Source organism: Allobranchiibius huperziae (assembly GCF_013410455.1).
GTDB lineage: Bacteria > Actinomycetota > Actinomycetes > Actinomycetales > Dermatophilaceae > Allobranchiibius > Allobranchiibius huperziae.
In genome coordinates this window covers 413,793-436,776 of sequence record NZ_JACCFW010000001.1, presented here as the reverse complement: position 1 = coordinate 436,776, position 22,984 = coordinate 413,793, and the positions used below count along the sequence as shown (strand labels likewise).

18 protein-coding genes are annotated in these 22,984 nt (G+C 66.7%); 9 read left to right on the top strand and 9 right to left on the bottom strand.

Features of this window, described 5'->3' with window-relative positions; all coding sequences use genetic code 11:
• Nucleotides 1-110 precede the first annotated feature (110 nt).
• The 4 genes from HNR15_RS02080 to HNR15_RS02065 all read left to right on the top strand — a co-directional run bounded on the left by HNR15_RS02080 (nt 111) and on the right by HNR15_RS02065 (nt 2,805).
• Complete coding sequence (locus tag HNR15_RS02080) at nt 111-302, top strand: hypothetical protein (protein WP_179478725.1); 192 nt, start codon at nt 111-113, stop codon at nt 300-302.
• Nucleotides 303-388: 86 nt separating this feature from the next.
• The gene (locus tag HNR15_RS02075) at nt 389-1,033 is read left to right on the top strand and encodes a molybdopterin-dependent oxidoreductase (RefSeq protein ID WP_179478724.1); all 645 of its coding nucleotides are present in this window, start codon (nt 389-391) and stop codon (nt 1,031-1,033) included.
• Complete coding sequence (locus HNR15_RS02070; RefSeq protein ID WP_179478723.1) at nt 1,005-1,706, top strand: cytochrome b/b6 domain-containing protein; 702 nt, start codon at nt 1,005-1,007, stop codon at nt 1,704-1,706. Before HNR15_RS02075 ends, HNR15_RS02070 begins: the two co-directional genes overlap by 29 nt.
• 85 nt (nt 1,707-1,791) lie before the next feature.
• A complete protein-coding gene (locus HNR15_RS02065; protein WP_179478722.1) occupies nt 1,792-2,805 on the top strand; it encodes an NADPH:quinone reductase in 1,014 nt (337 codons plus the stop codon).
• Between the two features lie 142 nt (nt 2,806-2,947).
• Here the strand turns inward: HNR15_RS02065 and HNR15_RS02060 are convergent, their stop codons facing one another.
• Nucleotides 2,948-3,568: a hypothetical protein gene (locus tag HNR15_RS02060; protein WP_179478721.1), complete on the bottom strand. Its 621-nt coding sequence runs from the start codon at nt 3,566-3,568 to the stop codon at nt 2,948-2,950.
• 177 nt (nt 3,569-3,745) lie between these two features.
• On the opposite strand from HNR15_RS02060, the gene HNR15_RS02055 reads away from it, so the two are divergent.
• Nucleotides 3,746-4,297, top strand: coding sequence for a sigma-70 family RNA polymerase sigma factor (locus HNR15_RS02055; protein ID WP_343048377.1), 552 nt, complete (start codon nt 3,746-3,748; stop codon nt 4,295-4,297).
• Entirely contained in the window at nt 4,284-5,015 is a 732-nt protein-coding gene (locus HNR15_RS02050; protein WP_179478720.1) for an anti-sigma factor domain-containing protein, read from the top strand. The genes HNR15_RS02055 and HNR15_RS02050 overlap by 14 nt, the downstream gene beginning before the upstream one ends.
• Nucleotides 5,016-5,043: 28 nt before the next feature.
• Here HNR15_RS02050 and HNR15_RS02045 read toward each other — a convergent pair whose 3' ends face one another.
• Entirely contained in the window at nt 5,044-6,048 is a 1,005-nt protein-coding gene (locus HNR15_RS02045; RefSeq protein WP_343048376.1) for a LacI family DNA-binding transcriptional regulator, read from the bottom strand.
• Nucleotides 6,049-6,159: 111 nt separating this feature from the next.
• On the opposite strand from HNR15_RS02045, the gene HNR15_RS02040 reads away from it, so the two are divergent.
• Nucleotides 6,160-7,008 (top strand): phytanoyl-CoA dioxygenase family protein, encoded by an 849-nt coding sequence (locus HNR15_RS02040; protein WP_179478718.1) that lies wholly within the window; start codon nt 6,160-6,162, stop codon nt 7,006-7,008.
• A 15-nt stretch (nt 7,009-7,023) separates the two neighbouring features.
• Here the strand turns inward: HNR15_RS02040 and HNR15_RS02035 are convergent, their stop codons facing one another.
• Complete coding sequence (locus tag HNR15_RS02035; protein WP_179478716.1) at nt 7,024-9,162, bottom strand: PLL family lectin; 2,139 nt, start codon at nt 9,160-9,162, stop codon at nt 7,024-7,026.
• 216 nt (nt 9,163-9,378) lie between these two features.
• On the opposite strand from HNR15_RS02035, the gene HNR15_RS02030 reads away from it, so the two are divergent.
• The gene (locus HNR15_RS02030) at nt 9,379-10,278 is read left to right on the top strand and encodes a LysR family transcriptional regulator (RefSeq protein ID WP_179478714.1); all 900 of its coding nucleotides are present in this window, start codon (nt 9,379-9,381) and stop codon (nt 10,276-10,278) included.
• A gap of 122 nt (nt 10,279-10,400) precedes the next feature.
• Here HNR15_RS02030 and HNR15_RS02025 read toward each other — a convergent pair whose 3' ends face one another.
• Both HNR15_RS02025 and HNR15_RS02020 read right to left on the bottom strand, forming a co-directional pair.
• Complete coding sequence (locus tag HNR15_RS02025) at nt 10,401-10,721, bottom strand: hypothetical protein (RefSeq protein ID WP_179478712.1); 321 nt, start codon at nt 10,719-10,721, stop codon at nt 10,401-10,403.
• The gene (locus HNR15_RS02020) at nt 10,718-12,226 is read right to left on the bottom strand and encodes an SIR2 family protein (protein ID WP_179478711.1); all 1,509 of its coding nucleotides are present in this window, start codon (nt 12,224-12,226) and stop codon (nt 10,718-10,720) included. Before HNR15_RS02020 ends, HNR15_RS02025 begins: the two co-directional genes overlap by 4 nt.
• 167 nt (nt 12,227-12,393) lie before the next feature.
• On the opposite strand from HNR15_RS02020, the gene HNR15_RS02015 reads away from it, so the two are divergent.
• Nucleotides 12,394-13,260, top strand: a complete 867-nt coding sequence (locus HNR15_RS02015; RefSeq protein ID WP_179478710.1) for a T3SS (YopN, CesT) and YbjN peptide-binding chaperone 1 — start codon at nt 12,394-12,396, stop codon at nt 13,258-13,260.
• A 778-nt stretch (nt 13,261-14,038) separates the two neighbouring features.
• Here HNR15_RS02015 and HNR15_RS02010 read toward each other — a convergent pair.
• From HNR15_RS02010 to HNR15_RS18740, 4 genes are all read right to left on the bottom strand, one after another.
• Entirely contained in the window at nt 14,039-15,091 is a 1,053-nt protein-coding gene (locus HNR15_RS02010) for a hypothetical protein (protein ID WP_179478709.1), read from the bottom strand.
• Nucleotides 15,092-16,062: 971 nt separating this feature from the next.
• Nucleotides 16,063-17,160 (bottom strand): 3'-5' exonuclease, encoded by a 1,098-nt coding sequence (locus HNR15_RS17875; RefSeq protein WP_218883510.1) that lies wholly within the window; start codon nt 17,158-17,160, stop codon nt 16,063-16,065.
• Nucleotides 17,157-19,289 carry a UvrD-helicase domain-containing protein gene (locus HNR15_RS17870; protein WP_218883509.1) on the bottom strand — a complete coding sequence of 711 codons (2,133 nt, stop codon included), beginning with the start codon at nt 19,287-19,289 and terminating at the stop codon, nt 17,157-17,159. The genes HNR15_RS17875 and HNR15_RS17870 overlap by 4 nt, the downstream gene beginning before the upstream one ends.
• 55 nt (nt 19,290-19,344) lie before the next feature.
• Nucleotides 19,345-22,428, bottom strand: coding sequence for a PD-(D/E)XK nuclease family protein (locus HNR15_RS18740; RefSeq protein ID WP_179478708.1), 3,084 nt, complete (start codon nt 22,426-22,428; stop codon nt 19,345-19,347).
• Nucleotides 22,429-22,984 lie beyond the last annotated feature (556 nt).

The following is a 22,984-nucleotide window of genomic DNA, read 5'->3' as shown; positions in this document are numbered from 1 at the left end:
GGCCCACTGCTCCCCAGGTGGGACGTGATCAGCGGATGAGTCGCGCCGGGCCCCGCGTAGCATCGATCGAGCAGCTATCGAACGACACCGTCGACGCAGGAGTGGATGCCTTGAAGAAGCCGGCTTGGGTCGTTCTCGGAGTCGTGGTGGCACTGCTCGGGTTGGTGTTCACCCTGCAGGGCATCGGGGTGATGAAGGGGTCCTCGATGAGCAACAACACGTTCTGGGCCGTGGCCGGCCCGATCATCATCATCGTCGGTCTCGCAGTGGCCGCGGCGGGCGCGAGGGGCCGATCCCGCTGAGCCGCCTACAGATTCGCCGTCATCATGCGTCACGAGACTCCCGAGCGTCCAACGTCGACGAGGGCGCGCCTGTCGGTCGGCGGGTCATGCTCGGTGTGCTGGGGCTCGGCGCCGTGGGCATCGTGGCCGGCAGCCGGGTGTCGAACGGACTGTCCAGCCTCCTCGGGCCGGTTGAACAACGTGACCCCACCGGTCTGCTCTCCCTCATCCCCCTCGGCGACACTTTCCGCTACTACTCGGTGACCGGCGCGGTGCGCACCGAACCGGCGCAGACGTACCGACTTCCCGTGTCGGGTCTGGTCGAAGCGCCGCACACCTACTCCTACGCCGACCTGCAGGCGCTGCCGCGTACAGCGTTCGTGCAGACCTTCCAGTGCGTCACCGGATGGCAGGTGCCCGAAGTTCATTGGGCCGGCGTGCGATTGGCCGAATTGATCGAACGCGCCCAACCCAGCAAGCAGGCACGAGCAGTGCGGTTCCGGTCCTTCGACGGCACCTACACCGAGTCGCTGACCCTGGATGAAGCGCGGGCCGACGACGTCCTGGTGGCGCTGGAGATGTTGGGGGCACCGGTGACCCACGACCACGGTGGGCCGGTGCGCATGTACGTCGGCTCTAACTACGGCTACAAGAGCACGAAGTGGCTCTCGGGCATCGAGCTGACCGACCACCAGATACCGGGCTACTGGGAACCGAGGGGCTATGCCATCGACGGACGACTCCCCGCGTAGCGCGTCCGCGTCGTTCGATTCCGTATCGGAGGGCGACGACGGACGCATCCCTCGATTCAGCCTCGCGGAGCGGATCGTCCACCGCGTCACGGCCGTCCTGATGATCGTCTGCATCCTGACGGCCGCCGTCCTCTACAACGGCTCGCTGTCGGTCGCGATCGGGCATCGGCACCTCGTCGAACTGATCCACGTGTACTGCGGTTTCGCGCTGCCGGTGCCCATGCTGCTGGGTGTGGTCTCCGTCGCGTACCGGGCGGACCTAAACCGCCTCGGCCGGTTCTCGACCGCCGACCGCCGCTGGTTGCGCTCCCGCACGCGGCGTGACGGCACGATCCGGGTCGGCAAGTTCAACGCGGGGCAGAAGCTGAACGGCGCGCTCACCTCCAGCTCGATCCTGGTCCTCCTCGCCACCGGCATCATCATGTACTTCGTCACGCTGGCGCCCCTGCCCTGGCGGACCGGCGCTACGTTCGTCCACGACTGGTTCTCGATCGCCGTGGGCCTGCTCGTGATCGGCCACATCACCTTCGCCATGAAGGACCCCGAGGCGCGCGAGGGGATGCGCACGGGCTGGGTGTCTCGACACTGGGCGCGCCGCGAACACGCCGCGTGGCTCCACGAGATGAGCGATGGGGCCGACGGCGACCCGACGAACGAACGAGTGGACTCCTAGCGTCCGCCGGACCCGCCGCACGGCATAACGCGAGCCGGTCCCGACGTTGCACCGTGCGTACACCGTTGTCGACGAAGGGATTCTCATGCGCGCCGTGGTCTACACCGAGGGCGGCGACGCCTCCGTCCTGCACCTGGTCAAGCGCGAGGCCGCCGACCCCGGACGCGGCGAGGTGCGCGTACGCATCGAGCGTGCCGGGGTGAACCCGACCGACTGGAAGTTCCGTGCCGGCGGCGAGCTGGCCTTCCCCGAGATCGTCCCGGGTCAGGACGGCGCGGGCACCATCGACGCGGTCGGCCCCGAGGTCGACGGGCTGCATGTCGGCGACCGGGTGTGGACGATGCTCGCCCAGCACCAGCGCCCCGGCGGAACCGCCCAGGAGCAGGTCGTGCTGCCGGCGGCCAACGTCACCACGCTGCCGGACGGCGCGTCGTACGACGTAGGTGCGGCGCTCGGCGTACCCGCCGTCACCGCCCACCGCGCACTGACCACCTCCGAGGGAGGACCGGACCGGCTCTACCGCGGCGCCATGGACGGGCTGACGGTGCTCGTCGCCGGTGGTGCCGGCGCGGTCGGCAACGCCGCGATTCAGCTCGCGCGGTGGGCGGGAGCCACGGTGATCAGCACCGTCAGCGGGGACGAGAAGGCAGCCCTGGCGACGGCGGCCGGCGCGCAGCACGTCGTCAACTACCGGGAAGGCGACACAGCCGCCGCGATCCGCAAGATCGCGCCCGAGGGCGTGCACATCGTGGTCGAGGTGGCGCCCGCGCAGAACCTCGCGCTCGACCTGCAGGTCATCCGACCGCGCGGCACCATCGCGGTCTACGCCAACAACGGCGGAGACGAGGTGACGTTGAACGTCCGGGAGACGTTCTCGACCAACGCCCGGATCCAGTGGGTGCTTCTCTACACCGTCGGCCAGGACGCTCTGCGCGCCGCGGCCGACGACGTCACCGCCGCGGTGGCCGACGGCGGTTTCGCGATCGGGGACGAGCACGGCCTGCCGCTGCACCACTACCCGTTGGAGCACACAGCCGAGGCCCACTCGGCTGTCGAGGACGGCGCCGTCGGCAAGGTGCTGCTCGACGTCACCGACTGATCGCGGCCGAGCCTGACGGTTTGCGTCGGTGGCCAGTGCTGCAGCACTGGCCACAAACGCAAAATCCGCACCCCGACAAGACTCGAGGCGGCACACAGCGATGGGGTGCCGCGTACCGCCTCGAGCCGGTCTCTGTGGACGGTCAGCTCTTCAGCGTGACCTTCACCGAACCGAAGACGAGACTGCCGTCAGCCGGGAGTGCGGTGCCGAAGGTGCTGTTGAGCGCCCCGGCGGCCGCCGGGTCGAGGCGCGCTGTGATGCCGGAGAGGTTGGTGGTGCCGTTGCGCTGCTTGACGACCAGACCGGAGAAGTCGAGGTCGAGTACGGGGATGCGCGCCGCGGCGAAGTTCACCTGGGTCGCGTAGACCTTCTTGTCCGCGAGCGACACGTCGAACTTGCCGATCTCCAGGGACTTGCCCCGCAGCGACACGAAGTCGATGCCGCCCCGGTGCAGGATGTCGCTGCTCGGACCCGACAGGTTCGGGTTGCCGCCGGTGATCGGGAAGCCGTAACTGACTGCCAGGTACGGGAACAGGCGCAGGCCGAGACGGGTGTCAGGCACGGGCAACGGCAGGATGCCCGCCTTCAGCAGCGTGGGCGCGATGCCCTGGGCGGTGGTCACGGTGGTGGTGCCGGACAGACTCGCCGCGGCGGGTCGAGCGCGGTGGGCGGCGCTCGCCTCGGCCGGGCCCGCGAGCGCGACGGAGGCCGTGGTTGCGGCGACAGCGATGGCGAGCGTGGCGGTGATGACGCGTGATCGCATGAACATGCCTTTCGTGGGTGTTGCCCGTGAACGGATGACACCTGCTCTACGGGCGCGAGGGCCGTTGCGGATGCACTGCGGGCGTTCCTCCGCCGTCGCGCCCCGTCCGGTGCCAGACTCGTCCTGCCGGCACGCCACGGTGCCGGAGGGCAGTCTCCCGACCGGACGGACGACGCAGTGGACCCCGACGACGACGCACGTGTCGCCGCGCTGTTCGTGGCGGGCGAGCAGGCGGCGCTGCGGGTGATGTACGACCGCTACGGCCCGCTCGTCTTCCGCATCGCGCTGGCGATCGTCGGCTCCGTGCCGGACGCCGAGGACGTCACGCAGGACACCTTCGTCTCGGCGTGGCGCGGCCGGTCGACGTTCGACCCGGAGGCGGGTTCGCTGCCCGCGTGGCTCGTGGGCATCGTGCGCCGCCGGTCGGTCGACCAGCTGCGTGACATCGGCCGCCAGCGCCGCGCGTGGAATTCGGTGGCGCAGCACTTCGCCGCGATGGACAGCTCGGCGTCGGTGGACAATGTGGTGGAGCGCACCCTGGTGTCCGATGAATTGGCCCGGCTCCCCGAGACCCAGCGGCGCGTGCTGGAACTAGCGTTCTACGACGGCCTCACCCACACGCAGATCGCCGCGGCCACCGGGATGCCGGTCGGGACGGTCAAGAGTCACGTACGGCGCGGGCTGATCCGGTTACGACGACGATGGGAGCAGGACAGTGCCTTCGCCTGACCATCGCGCCCATCACGGACCGGGCGAGGACTCCGCCCGGCTCGAGGCCCTCAGCCTGCTCGCGCTCGGCGAGCCCTCGGAGCTCGAGCGCCACGTCGAAGGCTGCGCGGAGTGCCGCAGTGAGCTGTCGTCACTGCGTCGCACGGTCGAGCTCGGCCGCACCAGCGGCGCCGGGTACGGCGACGGTCCCGCACCGTCCGAGGCGGTCTGGGCCGGCATCTCCGCCGAGCTCGGCCTCGAGGAGCCGGTGGTCCGGGCGGGGCGCCGTACGCCGCCCCGCCCGCCCTGGCGTCGCCGCGCCGGCCTTGCGGCTGCCGCCGTCCTGATCGCCGCGGCGGGACTCGGTGGCGGTTACGCGATCGCCCGGCACCAAGGCTCACCCGCCGTCGCCGCGTCGGCGACCCTCGCGCAGATCGCCGGCGGTCCGACCGGCGTGCACGGCAGCGCCACCGTGCACCGCACGTCCACCGGCCAACAACTGTCCGTGCGCACCAGCAACCTGCCGTTGCGCAACGGCTACTACGAGGTCTGGCTGTTCGACCCGGTCGCGAACAAGATGGTCGCGGTCGGCACCCTGCCGCGGACGGGCACCGCGACGTACCCGGTGCCGCCGGGGCTGGACGTGACCAGCTACCACCTCGTGGACGTGTCCGCACAGGACTACAACGGCAACCCCGCCCACCAGCAGAGCGTGCTGCGCGGCGGTCTCACCTGGTAGCCCGAGTCGGCCTGGCCCTCTGAGGTGTTCAGGTGCTCTCTCGGACGATCAGCTGATGGGGCACCACCAGGTCGAGCGGGCCGTCGTCATCGGACTCGGCCGGACTGCTGATGCGGGCTGCGAGCCGGTCGAGGGCGACCCGGACGATCTGGGTCTTGTCCGGTGCGATGGTGGTCAGCGTCGGGGTGCTGTAGCGGCCGTCCTCGATATCGTCGAAGCCGACCACCGCGATGTCCTCCGGCACGCGGCGGCCCTGCTCGAGCAGGGTGCGCAGCGCGCCGAGCGCGAGCTCGTCGCTGAAGCAGAAGACCGCGTCGAGGTGCGGCTCCACCTCCAGAAGCCGTGTGACGGCGGCGGCCCCGTCCGGCCGGTGCAGGGACCGGACGGGGATGACGAGCTCCTCGCGGAACGGCAGCCCCGCCGACTCCAACGCCTGCCGGTAGCCCTCGACACGCAGCTCCGCCGTGCCGTTCTGCAGATGCGGTTGCGCACCGATCGCCCCGATCACGCGGTCCCCGCGGGCAAGGAGGTGCTGCGTCGCCTCCCGGCTCGCCCGCACGTTGTCGATCGCGACATGGTCGAGGACACCGTCGGTCTCGCGTTCACCGAGCAGCACGACCGGGCCGGCTGCGAGCTCGACGAGTTCAGCCGGCGACACGGCCCACGGACTGCACAGCACGCCGTCCACGCTGCGACCGGCCGGGCCGAGGATCATCCGACGCTCCTGGTCGGCGTCGCCGTCGGTCTGGTCGATGTGCACGGTCCATCCGCGCTCGGCCGCGACCCGCACGGTGATCGCGGCGAGCTCGCTGAAGTAGGGCGAGCTGATCTCGGGGACGACGAGGCTGATCACCTCGGTGCGTCCGCGACGCAGCTGCCGGGCGGCGGTGTTCGGGCGGTACTTGAGCTCCTCGATCGCGGCCTGCACGCGCCGTCTGGTCTCGGGGGCGACGTGCGGAAAGTCGTTGGCCACGTTGGATGCCGTGCGCACCGACACCCCTGCGCGTTCGGCGACCTCTCGAAGACCCACCACCGTTGAATCCTCTCGTGAGACCTACCGCAGCGGCGCTTTCCGGCGTACGTTTGCAACGTTGCAATTTCGACAACGCTACAGCTACGCCTGCTGCACGAGAGGGAACCGATCATGAGCGAGACCGAGACGCAGCGCCCCGACGTGACGGAGACCGACGTACGGGCTGCGGTCGAGGCGCTGCGCACCGACGGCATCATCGGGCGCAAGGGTGCCCTGTCGCGAGACTTCGTGGCCGGGATGCGGGTCGACGTCGAGGAGGCGTTCCGCGAGGCGCGATCGCTGGAGAACGGCGCCGTCGGCCGCGGCCCGAACCGGTGGTACGCGGAGATGCACCCCGAGGCGCTGGGCGGCTTCGTCGAGCTGGTCGATCACCCATGGGTGCGCGCGGTGAGCGAGGCGATCCTCGGGCCGGACTACGAGATCGTCGAGGTCGGCTTCGACATCCCGTTCGCCGGCGCGCACAACCAGCCCTGGCACCGCGACTTCCCCTCCCCCGAAGTGACGCGCACCGAGCAGCGGCTGACGAGCCTGGCCTTCAACGTGACCCTGGTCGACACCGAGCAGGACATGGGCCCCTTCGAGATCGCACCCGGCACCCAGTGGGAGACCGGCGAGGACTTCGAGCACGAGATGTTTCCCGACCGCTCGACGTGGTCGCGCTATGAGGAGCGCGCGGTGCGCAAGTACCCGCAGATGGGCGACATGTCGGTGCGCTCGGCCCTGACGATCCACCGCGGCACCACGAACCACTCCCAGAAGTCCCGGCCCGTGCTGGTCATCGGGATGGACGCACCCGGCGCCGGCAACGCCGAACACCACGACCTGGCCGTCACGGAGGGCTACTGGGCCAAGCTGCCCGAGCGCGTACGCCGGCACCTGCACTGCCCGGTCGTCGACCAGCTCACGCCGATCGTGCAGAAGCACACCATCGAGGGCCTGGTCATGGGCGAGGCCGAGTGAGGCCGCGCTACCTCGTCAGAGGCTGAACCACTGACCGGCCCAACCGCCCGCCGCGTTCCAGTACGTCGAGTAGACGTGGTTGTCCTTGCCGGTGACGAAGAGGTCGATGACGTCCTGCTCGCGCGACTGCGCCGTGACGCGAGCTCCCGGCGGGATCGTGAACTGGTCGGCGAATCGGTCGTCGCCGAGCCAGAACCACTGCCCGCTCCACCCGCTGCTGGCGTCCCAGTACGTGCTGTAGACGTGGCCGTCGCGACCGCTGGCGAACAGGTCGATGTGACCCTCGAAGCGCGAGATCGGGGTCACCGGCGAGCCCGGCGGCACGGTGAACCCGTCGCCGAAACGGGCGTCCGCAAGTCGGAACCAGTGGTTGTTCCAGCCCGTGCCGGCGTTCCAGTACGTGCTGTAGACACCACCGTCGAGGCCGCTGACGAACAGGTCGATCTGATCGCGGAAGCGTGACAACGCGGTCACCGGCGCACCGACCGGGATCTTGAACTGGTCGGCGAAGTTGTCGTCACCCAGCCAGAACCACTGACCGCTCCAACCGCTGCTGGCGTCCCAGTACGTGCTGTAGACGTGGCCGTCGCGGCCGGTGGCGAAGAGGTCGAGGTGCTCGGTGTAGCGCGAGAGGACGCCGACCGGCGTACCGGGGGCGACGGTGAACCCGTCGCCGAAGCGGCCGTCAGCCAGCCGGAACCAATGGTTGTTCCAGCCGCCTCCGGCGTTCCAGAACGTGCTGTAGACGCCTCCGTCGAGGCCCACGACGAACAGGTCGATCAGATCGGGCGCCCGGTCGACGCAACTGACCTGGCTGCCGACCGGGATCTTGAACTGGTCGGCGAAGTTGTCGCCACCCAGCCAGAACCACTGTCCGCTCCAGCCGCTGGAGGCGTCCCAGTACGTGCTGTAGACGTGGCCGTCGCGGCCGGTCGCGAAGAGATCGAGGTGGGTGGGGTAGCGACTGAGCACGCCGATGGGTGAGCCAGGAGCGATCGTGAAGTCGTCCCCGAAGCGGCCGTCCGCGAGCCGGAACCAGGTGCGCAGCCAGCCGCCGGCCGGGTTCCAGAAGGTGGAGTCGACGCTGCCGTCGGTCCCGACGGCGAAGAGATCGATCTGATCCTGGGTGCGACTGATGGACGCCACCGGCGCGGGCGCCAGGCTCAGGAACTGCTGCGAGTAGTTCAGGTCGATCTGCCCTGCCCCCGCGGTGTTGCTGACCACGTCGGTGTGCTGACCGCAGTCCGTGATGGCGTCGTAGGCCGCGAAAGCCGTTGTCAACGCACCGCTGTCGGTGTTGACGCTGATGTCGCGCATGCTGGTCATCAGCGTCGGAGGGTAGTCACGACACTGGGCGACCGTGTACGTCTCGAGCGTCTGCACCGGCATCACCAACTGCCCGGTGACGTTCACCGACAGCACCGTGTCAGGGAAGCCGACGAACTCGCACGTCCAGAAGTCGAAGGTCGTGTGTCGGGACACCAGCTTCATCACGCCGGTCAGCACGTCGCCCGGTTGCACCGTGACCAGGGTCTGGGTGCGGAACGCGTTCGTGCCGACGACCAGCCAACTGGCCAACGCCCAGCTGTTGCCACCGCCGGCCGGGGACACGCCCCACTGCAGCACCGGCTGCAGGATCTGGGTCACGGGGCTGTCCTGCAGCCCGTTGAACAGGTAGAGCAGCTGCCCGTCCTCCGCGATCGGCTCGGGCGGCACGGTCCACGTCGTGGTCATCGACCTGATGACGTTCGTGGACGCCTCGGTGTACGCGGCGTACGTGATCCATCCGCTGCCCAGGCCCGGCAGCTCCGCGATCTCCGCGGTGGTCTCGGGTGGTTCGACGAAGGTCTCGGTGCGGGTGTTGAAGCGCTTCATCCGTCCACCGTCGGGGCGCACGATCTCGTCGGGTCCGACGAGATGGATCATCGACTTCGGCCGCAGACCGCCGGGAGTGATGGCGTAGTCGCCGGTCGCGAGCAGTGCGCGGGTGCGCCGCAGCGTCAGGGGTGGCCTCTTCGCCACCCGGTACCGGCCGCCCTCGTCGGCTGCGACGACCTCGCCCGGGGCGACGGTGTGCACGTGATCCGCAGGTCGCGGCCCGCCGGGCGTGTGGACGGTCTCTGACGTTGACCCCGGCTCCTGCGGTGTCGCCATGACGTTCCTCCGTGTCGTTGTCGCGTCCACGGAACGTCGTGAACGGTGGCGGTGGCCTCGCCGATTTCCTCCCTGATCGCCCTCAAACTAGAGGCGACGGACGATATTCTTCGCAGGGTGTTTCCAGATCGGACACAGTTTTCCGCGGGCCCGCTCAGTCGGAAATAGCTCGCACCAGATTGCTTTGATGAGGCGAAGCCCGGAGCCGATGACAGCGTGGAACTCAATCTCACCGAGGTCCTGAGCTGGACCGTCCTGGCCCGTGAAGGTCACTACGGTCGAGCTGCCGACGAGCTGCACGTGTCGACGTCGTGCCTCACCAAACGGATCCAGCGCCTGGAGAGCCAGCTGGGGACGGTCTTGGTCGAGCGGGGACCAGGAGGGGTGCTCGCCATCACCGGCACCGGGCGGCTCTTCGCTGTCCGGGCCGAGCGGCTGCTCGACGACGCGCGCCGTCTCGCCACCTCGGCCCACGAGCCGGCCGCGCCGGTGGTCGTCGGGGTGCCCGGGTTCGATGGCGCCCGGGTTTTCGAGCACTGGGCTCGCAACCAACCGCCCACCGTCCGCGAGACGCTCGCGACGTTCGTGTGCTGGGTCGGCATCGCCTTCGATCACCTCGATCTTGCTCTGAAGAGCCAGCGCGTCGACATCATGCTGACCGCGGGTGCGTCCACTCAGCCGGGGATCCGCTCCACTCGCCTGTGGCCCCTGGATCGCATCGGGCTGGTGGCCAGATCACACCCGCTCAGCGGCCGTCGTACCGTGCCGGTGGAGCAGTTCGCGACCCTCCCGTTCCTGCGATCGGCCGCCGCTCCGCCCGACTGGATGTCGCTGTGGTGCCTGGGCGACGTGCGGCCGATGAGCGAGGCTCGCATGGTCGAGGTCGCACCGCGGTCCATGTCCGACGTCCTGGGCAGCGTCGCGCGCGGGTCTGTCGTGGCGGTCAGCCCCACTCTCGTCGGCCCGGTCCTGCCTCCGCCCGTGTCATACGTAAGGCTCGAGGGCGCCCCGCCTGCGTGGTACTTCGCGCACACCCGACACGACGAGCCGAGGCGCGTTGTGACTGAGGTCCTACGGCTCCTCGCGTCAATACCCGCCGAGCAAACTTTCGCCTGATCCCATCACTAGTACACGCTGCCCTCACCAACGCCAAGGTGAGCCGTTTCGAACAGGCCATCGACGTTCGTGGCACATGGGAGTGCCGTATCGACGCCGACAACGTTCTCCGGAAGCCGCCGTCACACCTCAAAACCGCTGATGCGGTATACCTCAGCCGGCCGAGCCGCAGCTAGAAATAGCCCCACGTCCTCTCGCTTCACCGTCCCCTCGTAGCCTGCGAAATCCGAGTCATCGAGCGCATCCAGGAGGCAGTGCAGATCACCACCTCGGATCGTTCCGGTCACCTCGGCAACGTTCCACGTCGGCGCGTCGACAACGCCTGACCTCGCGAGTTCAACTGCTTGGTAGAGGAGAGTGGTCGCTGGTCCCCACATTCCATTGTGGAAGGAGAGCGACCCACCGTCAGCCTGCCCTTCGACGGAGAAATCGACTGTCGTCACGGTGCCTCCGGAAGTTCAGAAGCGGGGTGCTTGTAGCCGAGCGCCGCAAGGGAGTCACGAAGGGGTTTCCACCGATCGCGAGCGCTCGGTTTCTTGGGCACGATGTCCGCGACTGCCCGGGCAGCCGCGATGACCTCGCTGTCTTCCTCAGTGAGCGCGGCATACCGCGGATCGAGCAGGTAGCTGGACGACACACTCGCGTGCATCGCTAAGTGGTCCAGAAAGATCTCGAGTTCCCTGGCCTGCGTCAACGATTCGTCGGAATCCTCGCCGATCGCGACCCAATGCAACCGGCCGCCCCAAATAGCCGCCTGGAGCTCATCCCCACCTAACGCGAGAACCGTCCCCAACTCATTCTTCTGAGAGCTGCCTCCCGCTTCGACGAACCCGGCGACCTCGTGGGTCAACCGAAGGATGTTGTCGTCCCTGAACGAGACTCCGACCGCCAGAAGGTGGGTCGTCAGAAGCATCGACTGGAAGATCGCGCCGGCAGGTCCATTCTTCGCGTCGTACGCGATGAACTCACTGCGAGCAAGGACTACGTCCTCGGGGTGGTCGACGTCGCCATGCAGTTTGAGCACCCAGGATCCTCCAGGCGCAGGACCGTCGTACGGCAGCAGCGTGGGCATAGGCGCGCCGGCCTGGGCAGCCACTGCGTTCTCGTACAACGTGTCGTAGTTCGTCGTCGCCACTGCCCTGCATCCGAGCGATGCAAGGAGCAGGTGACCAAGGGCCGGGCGCTGCACAACCTTGATCTTGTTGGCCACCACCGACCCGAGCTTCGTTCCCTTGACGGCAGCCAGGTACTCCGCCTGATCCAGAACGCTGAGCTTCCCGAGGGCATCTTTCTGACTCTGCGTGAGGTAGGAACGAAGGTCTTCGATCAGGTCGGTCCAGCTGGGGAGGCCAGCGCCTATGCTCACGCCGGCTCCGATCAAAAGCGACAGACCGCCCTTGCGAGCTAGGTCTGCGAGCCGCGATTGGGTTTTGTGGAGTGCGTCATCTGTGTCGCAGGCACCGCTTTGACGGCGGACCCATTGGGCAGCGGCGTAGTCCGATTCAGAGAACAGCACGAAGGCGATGTCGATGCCATCGGCTCCTGCCTGGAGCGCCTCCATGACTCGCCCTATAGCTGCTCCCGCGGATCCATGGTGCCCGCCACCCGCGAGCCCCAGCGCGGGCACCGCCACCAGCGGACGCGCGCGCGTGGTTTCGAGATTCGCGGCGGCGACATCCTCGAGTACAGACGACAGGTGCTTCACAAGCGCGTCGATACTCACATCGCCACGTTCGGTGACATCCAGGTACCAAACAGGTACGCCGGAGTCGTCGCGAAGTGCCCGAGCGAAGCCGTTCTCGAGCCTCTTTGGTCGGCGCACCCCGCTTAGCACGCCATCCCACGTTCGCTCCAACTGGGCGCTGCTGTCGGTGGGCACGATCAAGGCGTCGCAGTAGACACTCTCGAGCTTGCCGCGCACGACGAAGAGATGACCTAGATCTGCCATAAGCACCAATCCTTGATAGCTGGCTCAGCGTCCAACGTGCTCACGCCGGCAAGGTCAACCTACGTGTCGTCGACCGGCGACGGGTGTGCATCGCTGCGCTCATCCAGCCGTTGTCGGTACCCCCGGTTATGTTCCAAGTGAGGATAAAGACCGACTGAGGAGAGCAGATGGACGAGCAGGCAACACAGGCACGCGGTTTCGACGCCGAGGTGGCCAAGGAGTGGGCCACCTTCGAGGTGGCGCTCGGTGATCACCTGGCACAACTGTCGAGGACCGAGCGATACGAGGTGTATTCGCTCGATCAACACGACGAGCCGTTGGTAGTGGTGACCAGGGAGGACGAGCTGTCGAATTTCGAGCTCACAGCTCCTGCTCTCAGCAGCTTCGACCTGGGGCAGGAGCAGCGCCGAGTGACTAAAGCGCTCGGGATTACGACACATCCTGCAACGTTCGAGTGGCGCCTCGTGCACAACGGAAAGCTGCACCTGGCCGACCACATTTCATGGGTGATGGTGGGACTGTTGCGGGACGTCTACAACGTCCCGTCTCCCGTCGTGCTCGATGCGGGGACGCTGACAATCCCCGCCCCGGACGAGCCTCAAGCGTCGTTTGACACTCGCGAGCCGATCGCCGCGGAAGGGCCGTCCGAGCTCGCCGACGCCGTAGAACACACCTTGGCCGAAATTTGTCCAAAAGTCAGTCGTCTTAACGACAACTACTTCCGGCTGGGTGACGCAGAGGGAGCGATCACGATTCGAGTCGACGGCGACAGCAGAGCGGTGTGGGTGCTTCAGACTCCCGTGAAGACCCGTAACACCTCAGTCGCGACGCGCGAAGTCGCGCTGCTCAACCGTGACGCGGTCTACGGCCGCTACTACCTCAACGGTGGGTGGCTCATCGCGGAGGCCCGGTTGTCAGCCAATCCGTTCCTGCCTCAGCACCTCATCGACACGATCACCGCTCTGTACGCCGAGACCCATCGGATCGCCGGCGACTTCGCCTGGCGGACGCACGGGACCGTCCTTGAGGCTTGACGCCTCGGGGCTTGAGCGTTTGACGTTGTTGTGGGGAGGACGAGTCTCTCGCAAGGAGCGAATATCGCGATGCAACCTGCTCACCAAGAGGTCAGTGACATTCGATCCAATTCATTCAGAGAATCGGGATCCGGCGGACAGGTACTTGACCGGTGCCACGGACGACCAACCGCCGCGAACTTCGGTCACGTCGTATCCCGGCATCGGCTGCCATACCTGCGAGCGCCGAGGTGCATTGTCGCCCGACGGTAGATGGGCTGGCAGCTGATCCGGCCGCACCGACCCGATCAAGTCTGGCACTTCGGCGCACAGGGCGGTGAACAACTGGGGCACGGCTGCGTCATCGAGGAGCTGTCGTAGGTCGGCTCGCCGAGACAGAGGAATCGTACGAACTTCTTCACACGTCCACGGATCCAGGAGGTCCAGCTGGACCCAGTGCGTGATGGTGGCCCGTGCCCGCGAGTAACGCAGCGACCACGTCTGTTGCAGCTCTCCATACGCGGTGTTCTCGAGGAAGAAGCTGATCTCGAGGCTCCTGTGCGGCTCAAGTTCCAGGTCGGCGTATCCAAGACGTGGGTCGTCGTCTTGGGGCAGTACTACCAACCATCCGGTGGTCGATGGAACCTGTGGCAAGCGCGCTCCGATCGGCACGTCGTTCCCCGATCTATTGTTGAGAGTGGCGGAAGGTGAATTGCGCACGCGAGCGTATCGCTGACGCGAGGACCATTGGGGGTTCCGCAACGTCAGGTGCGCACTAACCGGTGGCAGCCCTCGCCGATCATCCACCAGAACCCGGTCGAAGGGCTTTGGCTGCGGCGGCGACCTGTAGGACGACGGACGTGAGGAGCGAAGCAAGATTTTCGCTGCTGGTTAGAGCTGCCGCATCGAGAATTACGCGGACATGAATGCCGAAACGCTCATCCCACGCGACTGGACCCAGCTGGCTGTAACCCCTTTCGGAATTGAGCACGGCGGAGACGTTCGCTGAGTTCAGCACTATCGAGGAGGTTGGTTCCGAGGTGTGGAGCACTGGCACGCGGAGCATCAGGCCGGTGCCGTATTTTGCGACCTGTGCTGGCTCATGCAACGGCCGAATCAGGATATCAACGTCGTCTCGAGTCAGCCACTCAGCCGCGCCAGGACCGTGCTCGGATCGAAAACCCTCTTTCTGTAGAGCGATTCGTGAAGACTCGCGTGCTGCTGCCACGCGCTCCACTAGGTCGTCAGGTTCGGGGGCGAGCGTTTGCAAGCCAGCGTAGATAGTAAGAATTTCATCAGGCTCGTAACGGATTCCATAACCCGGGTGGGGCTGTTCGCAAACGACGAATCCATCATGCTCGAAGGGAGCATCCGACTCGGGTGCGATCGCGGACGGCACACCCAGGTAACAGAGCGCGACCTGGTTTGCGCGGGTTGCCTGCTGCAGACATGCTTGTCGGAGCACTCCGAGCATCTGTTCATCGCCACGGGTCCAAGCGAGGGTTGTAGATGCACGCACCACGTCGTCGGACCAATAGAACGATCCGAAGTGGAATGTCTCGTTGAGCGTGAGGGCAACCTGCGAGCCGAGCTCCTCGTCCCCAGGTATATAGAAGAGGTCAGTTGTTGCCTCCAGAAGAAGAATCTCGTCTGACTTGGGCGCGGGGTGCTCGTCGATAACTTGAATACGCTGCGGGAGGGGCCCGGGCCACCACATCAAGCCACCGGTGTAGAGCAGAGTCCACTCCGGATCCATCGATAAGTAACGCGCAAGGTGGTCAGCGACATGCGGCCACATCCGACCACACTCCGATGCATCAGCACCCGTTTCGGCGCTCTCTGTACTTGCCACTTGTCCCCTCCTGGAAGCGTTCACAAGACGCATGTTCCAACACCCTACGTTCCTCATCGACAGTCGACTGGGAAGCGCTGTCGGAAGCATGAGCCCCAGAGACGCTGGACGATCAGCATCTAGATGGACGTTCCGGCGTCTAGGACCATCAAGGGACCCCTATGCATGGCATGAGGTCGGGAACTTGGCCCCCAGATTATGGCTACTTCGTCCTGGCCTGTCCTCGCCACCGTCGCATGGCCACGCTCTGATCCCACGCCGTTCACCGTCATGCGTTTAGGCGAATCGCAGCGTGCTTCTCGGACCAGCCCAACGCGTACCAGATGGAACTAGTGACGTTGCGCTGCAGATATTCGAAGGGTACGAAGTGAGTGCGGCCTCCGGTGTCGGCGACATCTCGGGGAGTGAGATCGCGCGAACGGTACTAGGACGACGTGCCTCCTCCATGCGAAAGCCAATCAGACAACGATGAAGTGCTTGCACCAAGCACGCGACAGCGAGTGGGCGCATTTCGTGACCACGGCCCCGTCCTTCGCGATCAATTCAGCTGCCGGGGCCCTGCTGCGCGAAGGCTTCGCAGTCACGGCACCTTTCGGGCCATTGCCGACGCGCTAGCCGACCCAATCCAAGGAGATTGGCTTTGCGTCGCACTCAGCGATAGCAACCTTGAACCGCTTTGGTGATGCACCGTTCGCCTGAGGTAGAAGCGCAGGCAGACAGTGACCGCCAGCAGCGTCGAATGGCCCCGTCGAAGTCCAGCTCGGAGGAATGCCGGGCAGAATTGCGCGATGAAGACTGACCAGCGCCCTGTCAGCGGCGACGAAGTAGACGTATACAGCCGTTGGCGCTTTGTGGTTGCCTGGGCGCAGCGACCGGGCGCGGTCAAGAGGGTGAAGCGCCGAACCCACCGACACGATCGTCGCCGCGAACGCGAACGACTCCGCCAGGACAGTGCAGAGGGCTGAGCACCCTCATGAAGGCTCGACCGGCACATCGAACGCTCCGCGCTCACCGACGAACAACAGGTGAGGCCTTGCTACTTCGGCGCCAGTTGCGGTCTGCACAATGCATCGGTACGCCGCCACCTGAGGTGCGTAGAAGTTTGCTCGCGCGGAGAGCGCCGCCTCAGGGATCTGATCGGTCTTGTAGTCGACGATGACGATCGACCCGTCGTCCTCTCGGTACATCAGGTCGATGACCCCTTCGAGGATGGTCCCATCGGGTTGTTCCATGCCGACGAATGACTCACGCCAATGCGGGCGCACGGCTGCGCGCTGCACGATGTCCGACGCCAGCGCCACCCGCACGAGTTGCGTGACCAGCACCTCGAAGTCGACCACGCCCTCGGCGAGCACCTGAGCCGTCACCGCATTTTCGAGACCGGCACCGGACTGTAGGTCCACCAGTTGCAGAACGCCGTGCACCGCGCGGCCCACGGCTGACCCGTACCGCCCCTTGGTCCACGGAGAGGCGCCCAGATCTCTGGAGCCCTTCGCCGTGCCCGCCGGCAAGTCCTCAGCGTCAGGGGTCTCATGCCCAGCCGTTGGAGGGACGCCGACCGTGGGTGCCCGCAGTGCATCCGGTTCGGTGCCCTCCAGACCGGAAGCACTGACCGACGACGCAACAGCGGTACGTGCAAGCGCCTCGCGCAGACGCGTAGACCACTCCGCGAAGTCGGGTGGCGCAGTCGCCGTGCGCGACGACGCAGCGGGGACCGCGTGGGACGGATCCGCGACCAGCGTGACCGCACCGAACCCACTCGCCCCACAGCCGGCGAGGCGACCGGCGTTCGTGTCCACCGGTCCGGACCGGTGGAGCGACACCACGAGATGGTCACGGGCACGGGTCGCTGCGACGTACATCAGCCGGTCCCGCTCGAGATGCCCCATCTGCTCATCGATCGGCACCCGCGCGTCGAACTCACCCGTGGTGAGCTTCTTGTTGATGGCTGCTTCGTATCCGTTGTCATTCCAGAGGATCCGCACTCCGGGACTGTTGCGGTGTTGTGCGCCGAGACCGGACATCACAACCATCGGAAACTCCAGGCCCTTCGCGGCGTGGATCGTCATGACCCGGACGGCGTCCACGTCGGACTCCGGGAGCACCGATTCGGCGGCCTGGGCAGTTTCCGCACCTTGTGCTGCTGCCCACAACAGGTACGCGCGCAGCCCACCGTGCTCCACGTCGACCCACGCGCGGGCTTGATCCATGACGTACCGCAACGACGCCACGAGTCGCGAGCGCGAGGGCCCCACGCGGCGACCTCTAGCATTCGGCGGTCGTGGACGATCTGGCCGAGCACCTCACTGGGCGCGAGCCATCGTGAGCGCCGGTGCAGACTTCCGAGGTAGGCGACGGCCTTGCCGACCGGATGTCCGGAGTCTTCGTCGACGCGCGTCAAAATGTTGAATGACTGACCTTGCGCGCGCCACGACCAGAGATCGTCATCGCCGCAGCCGAAGAGCGGGCTACGCAGAGCAGTGACCAACGCCAACGCGTCGGTCGGGTCCGCGACGGCTCTGGCAGCGGCCATCAGGGAGCGCACCTCGGGGGCGGAATAGACCAACGAGCTTGCTTCAGTGCGGTATTCAATCCCTGCGGCATCCAGGGCGTTCTCGAGCATTGGCAGCGAGGTGCGGGCAGGTATGAGGACGGTGATGTCGCGGTGCTGGATGGTGCGCCATTCGCTCAGCGCCTCGTCGAAGACGGTCCAGCCTTCGTGCAGAGCACGAGTAATCGCAGCGGCCACGTCCTCGGCCTCCACGGCGCGCAACTGATCCGCGTACAGCCGACCACCGCCGTCCAGGACGTGTGGCTCCGGCCCGAGCACCGTGACCGCAGCTCCGACGGTGGCCGCGGGTCTATGAGCATCGAGGGGCGCATAGTCGGGCTGTCCGCCGGCGACCGGTTGGATGACCTGCCCGAAGACGCCATTGACCCATTCGAGAATCTGGTCGCTCGATCGAAAGTTGGTCGTGAGCGACAACGGCTCGCCGATGACGGCGCGGGCATCCAGGTACACCGCGATGTCGGCCCGACGGAATCGGTAGATCGACTGCTTCGGGTCGCCGACGACGAAAAGGGATCCAGCCGGGGCGTGGGCGTAGGCGTCGCGGCAGTCGGCCTCCCCGGCTTCAGCGCCTCCGGCGATCCGGATGGCGATCTCCACCTGGATCGGATCGGTGTCTTGGAATTCGTCGAGCAACAGGTGCCGGTATCGCTCGTGCAGGCTCTGCCGGACACCGGCATCGGCGCGCAGCACGTTGCGCGCGAGCACAAGGAGGTCGTGAAACTCCAACTGTCCATCTGCCTGCCGAGCATGGGCTGCATCGAGAACTTCGCGACCACACCACTGCACCAGCACGCGCAAGGCCGTATTAAGAATCCGCTGGCGTGCGAGGACAACGGCGTCCTGCCAGTCCCCGCAGTCCGTCTTGAGGGCTTTCAGATCCTTCCAGTTCGACGTCTTGCCATACTTGAACTTCAACTCAACGCCGGCCTGGAGGGTCAGCAGTGCGGATGCCAGACCGTCCGCGACACCGGCCGTTTCGGCCCACGCTCCAAGCGCGCGCAGGTAGGGCACGAACTTGTCTTCCGGGTCCTTGCAGGTGTCGGCCTCGGATGCGATCCGTCGTGCCAGCGAGACCAGAGCGGTCAGATCCGGGACAGTGATGGGCGGGGTCGGGTTGGCCAACACGTGCGACTCGACCAGGTCCCAGTCGTTGTTGAGTGCCGTGATGACCGGGCGCAGCTGATCGATCTTGGTCCCGGTGCCGAACAGCACGGACAGAGCGTCCGCGATCGTGGGGTCTTCCAAGAGTCGGGAACGGATCTGAACCCACCGTGCCTCGAATGCCACCGACGATCCCACCGCCTCGAGCACCTCGACCAGAGGCGGTATGCCAGCCTCGATCGGGTGCTGCAGGAGCAGCTGCTGGGCGAACGCGTGCAGCGTGCCGATGGCTGCGAGGTCGAGACCGTCCAGAGCATCGTCGATCAGCCCCTGCGCCTCCGCGCCCGCCGCATGCTCACGCTCGAGCGCCGTCCGCAGTCTTTCGCGAAGCTCAGCGGCCGCGCGCTCAGTAAAGGTCACCGCAGCGATGGCGCCGATCGGCACTTCATCGACCAGGAGCAGCCGCAGCATCCGGCCGATCAAGGCCGTGGTCTTGCCGGACCCCGCGCCGGCATCGACGAACAAGGTGGCGTCCGTGCGCGTGCGGATCGCGTCCCGCGCAGCAGCGTCGTTCAGAGCGTCAGTCATGTTGAGTCCCCTCAGAGACGACCGCTCCGGGCTCGATCAATGTCACCAGCTCGCGTAACTGAGGTGTTGTCTTGATGGTCTCCCAGCGTTCTCGTACGTCACTGTGTCCGAGGCCGTCCGGGTTGCAATAGGGACACTGCACCCAGAGATAGTCGGCCTTCTCGGGCGGTCGTGGCGGGAAGATGCCGCTGTTGATGGCGGTGGCAAGGCGTTCGACCGCGTTGACGTACTGCGCTTGGACATCTTCGGTGAGCTCCAGGGCGATGCGTTTCTTAGCTCGCGGGCTGTGGAACCAATACAGCGCCTCGACCTCACTGCTCGGATCGCCGTACTTCGCCCGCACAGCGTGCGCGTACGCCGGCAGCTGCAACTTGGTACCGCCGACGACGGGATTCGCCGTGCTGATGTCCTCGAATTTCGTGGGACTACCCGTCTTAATGTCCACGACGATGAGCGCCCCAGTCTCTGTCTCCATGACCAGGTCGGCAGATCCACGCATGCGCACGACGTCGCCGCCACCGAGCGCGAGCTCCATCGGGGGTGCGTCATCGAACCCGAACCTCACCTCGCTACCGACGATGCGGGCACCGTGCTCGGCCCGCCAGCGCTCGTCGTCCGTCAACATGTCGTCGAGCTGCCGCCTGATCTCGATGAGTCGTCGTTCCCACATGAGCGGGTGGCCGGCGTGCCCGCTTGCGACCAGCCGCTGTCCTTCCTCCCCCACAATGATCTGCATACGTGCGCGCTGCTGGGAGGTCCACGGCTCCCCGTACCCCGGGAGCGTGTCCTGTTCGGCCGCCTCCGCGATGAGCGAATCGAAGCAACGGTGGATGAACGTGCCGACCTCGGCGGGGGACACCTCGAAAACATCCTCCGGCTCCTCGACGGGACGCACCCCGAGGATCCGCTGGACGAAATACGCGTACGGACAGACCGCGAACGACTCGAGAGCGGTCGGGGAGACGATCGCATCCGCGCCGGTGACGGCGGGCAACGGCGGCGTTGTACCCACCAGCCCGTCGAACCTTGTCGGCGTCTCACCAGATCGGCCCTGCTGGAGCTCTCGAGCGGCCGTCATGGTCGGGTCGTCGAACGTCGTGTGAGTGGCCACGGCTCGGGTGCGCCATTCCTGCTCGGTCGAGGGATGCGACGTCGACAGAAGACCTGCCGCGAATGAGGGGACCGACTCGATTCCGCCGGCGGTCGCATACGCCGTCGCGGCAAGCGTCGGATCCCCTGACAGCTGTCGCAGGGTGGGCAGGAGCCAGCGGCTCGGGATGCGATCGGTCTGCCGGCGAAGGTCGCCGCGGGGAAAGGTCGCCACGACGGTGGGCGCGCACTGGAATGCCGCAAGGACACTGCGGTGCTGTCGGTCGATCGTCTCGCGGATACCGGGCAGCTGGCCGCCTGTCCGCGCGCGAATACGCTCCGGCAGCAACGGGTCCTCCGTCACCCGGCCGGGGCACTGGTCCTCGGAGAGGCCGACCACGAACACCACATCCAAGTCGAGCCCGATAGCGTCGGCCACGGGCCCGACGAAGACTCCATCGCCGAATCGTCCGACCCGCTCGCTCCCGGCTTCCAGCTGCTGCTGGACGGTCTCCTCGACGAGGACCATGGAGGGCGACAGGTCGGTGAGGTCGAGGTCGGCGACACCCGCCAGGGCGCGGCGCGTCGCGACCGCGGCGTACTGCTCCTCGAGCGGGAGCCGAGTGGACTCTGACTCCGGCACCATCCAGTCCAATAAACCCGTCAGCAGAACGGCGGCGTCTGCCCACGACGTCGAGCGATCCACCTTGTCGAACGTCTCTCCGACGGCACGGACCGTGTCGCGCAGTTGCTCGGCATCCTGGGCATCTCGCTCGCGCCAGGCGAGGTCGCCCTCTGCGACCTCGGCCGAAGCTGCGCGCTGTTCAGTGATGAAGGCTTCGAGCCGCTCGTCCCAATCTGTGTCATCCACGATCCCGATGCCCCGCGAGATGCGCTCCCAGCGAGAGACACTGATCCGCGCGCCCGTCACATCCCGGGCGGGCGCCTCCCCGAATGCGCGCATGACATCACCCCGTCGGTAGCCGCCCGCACGCGCCCGCATGAGACCCAGCAGAAGGCGAGGCACGGCACGCTCTTCAACGGGCCGGGCCCCTGGTCCGTTGAACCTGACACCGGCGGCGACAAGTTGCTCATTCAGCAAGCGTGCGTACGGAACGCGCCGTGAGTAAAGAATCCCGACGCGGTGGGCGGCCGTTGTCGAGAGAGCCGAGACGACCTCACGTACGACGGCGCGCACCTCGTCGTCCGCGTCCGAGGCGTGCAGCACTCTGGTCGCCGTCGGCTGCGCGAGCGCGACTGCATCCGTGGGCAGCTCGCCAGTGAGGGCACTCGCTGCCGTCGCAGGCCCGCGGTCCGCCCGGCTGTCGCCCGTGGCGCCCAAGATCACGTGGGTGTCGCTCTCGGCAGCAAGCCGCTCAGCGAACGCGCTCTCCGCGCGGGTCAGGTCTTGGGGCAGGTAGAAGACGACCGTCCCGACCTCCGGCAACGGCTGGGAGCACGCCTCGCGCAGCAGGTCGGCCTCGTCGTACCAATCGGTGCTGAGCCGGTCGACGGCTCCGCGGTGCAGACGTACGACGTCGGCGGTCAGGGCATTGGCCCCTGCGATCTCGTCAAGGATGGTTGCATCGACGTCCCGCAACGCGCGTCCTGCTTTTAGCAACGCCCGCGTGGTAGCGGGATGTCCTGCCACCGACGCAAACAGTCCCGGTGCCGAGCGAAGTTGCTCACTGAGGATTGCAGTCGCCACCGTGCTCACCGCCGGCTTCCTGTCCTCGGCTGTCAGAGCAGGAGCAGCTGTGAACTCTGCCAGCCGGCGCAACGTCGTGAACCAGATGCCCGCTACACCGTTGCCGCCGTCTATCAGTCCGTGCGCTAGATGCCTCCGCGCGACAATCCCGGCGATGTTGTTCGGGACGATGACGGTGACCGGCGCGAGCGGATCCGCTGCCTTGACCGTTGCAAGGGCCTCACGCAGCGCGGTCAGCGCCGATCGTCCACATGCCGCACCGCAGTCCGTCACAGACACGTCACTCCCCCTCAGCCCGACGTTGACCGGCACTGTACGGACCCCGACCGACACTTAAGCCTCCTTCGTCAGCACCGCTCGGATGCATCCGCCGTCAGCTGTCGGTGCCCTGCCCCGCTGCCAATCCAAACTACGCGCCAGTCTGGGCCCACCCGGCAGGGCAAGACGCCGTCGGCGACTATATGGTTACGAGAACGTCAGCACTGGAGGGGATTAGCGCCGTCGCGGATGTCTTCAACGTTCATGAGCACCTCGTTGCCGACTAGAGCCCCTCCCCTCCGAATTGGTGCACATCCGTGATCGACGGGTCTCCAAGTGTGTCGATGGCCAGCCAGATCAAGGTGGTCAGCAGGCGGGGCACCTGTCGACCTCTCGGCGCGTCGTCTGTGCGCCGACAACCATGTTTCGTCCACCTGGGCGCCACGAACAGCACCAAGCTGTGGAGTCAGATGTGGTCGCCGAGTGCGTGGTGGAGCACCCGCCACCAGGGACGCGGCACCTCCAGGTTGACCCGCTCGCGCCGCCCGCAGCCAGAGGTGTCCGCCCCAGGCGATAC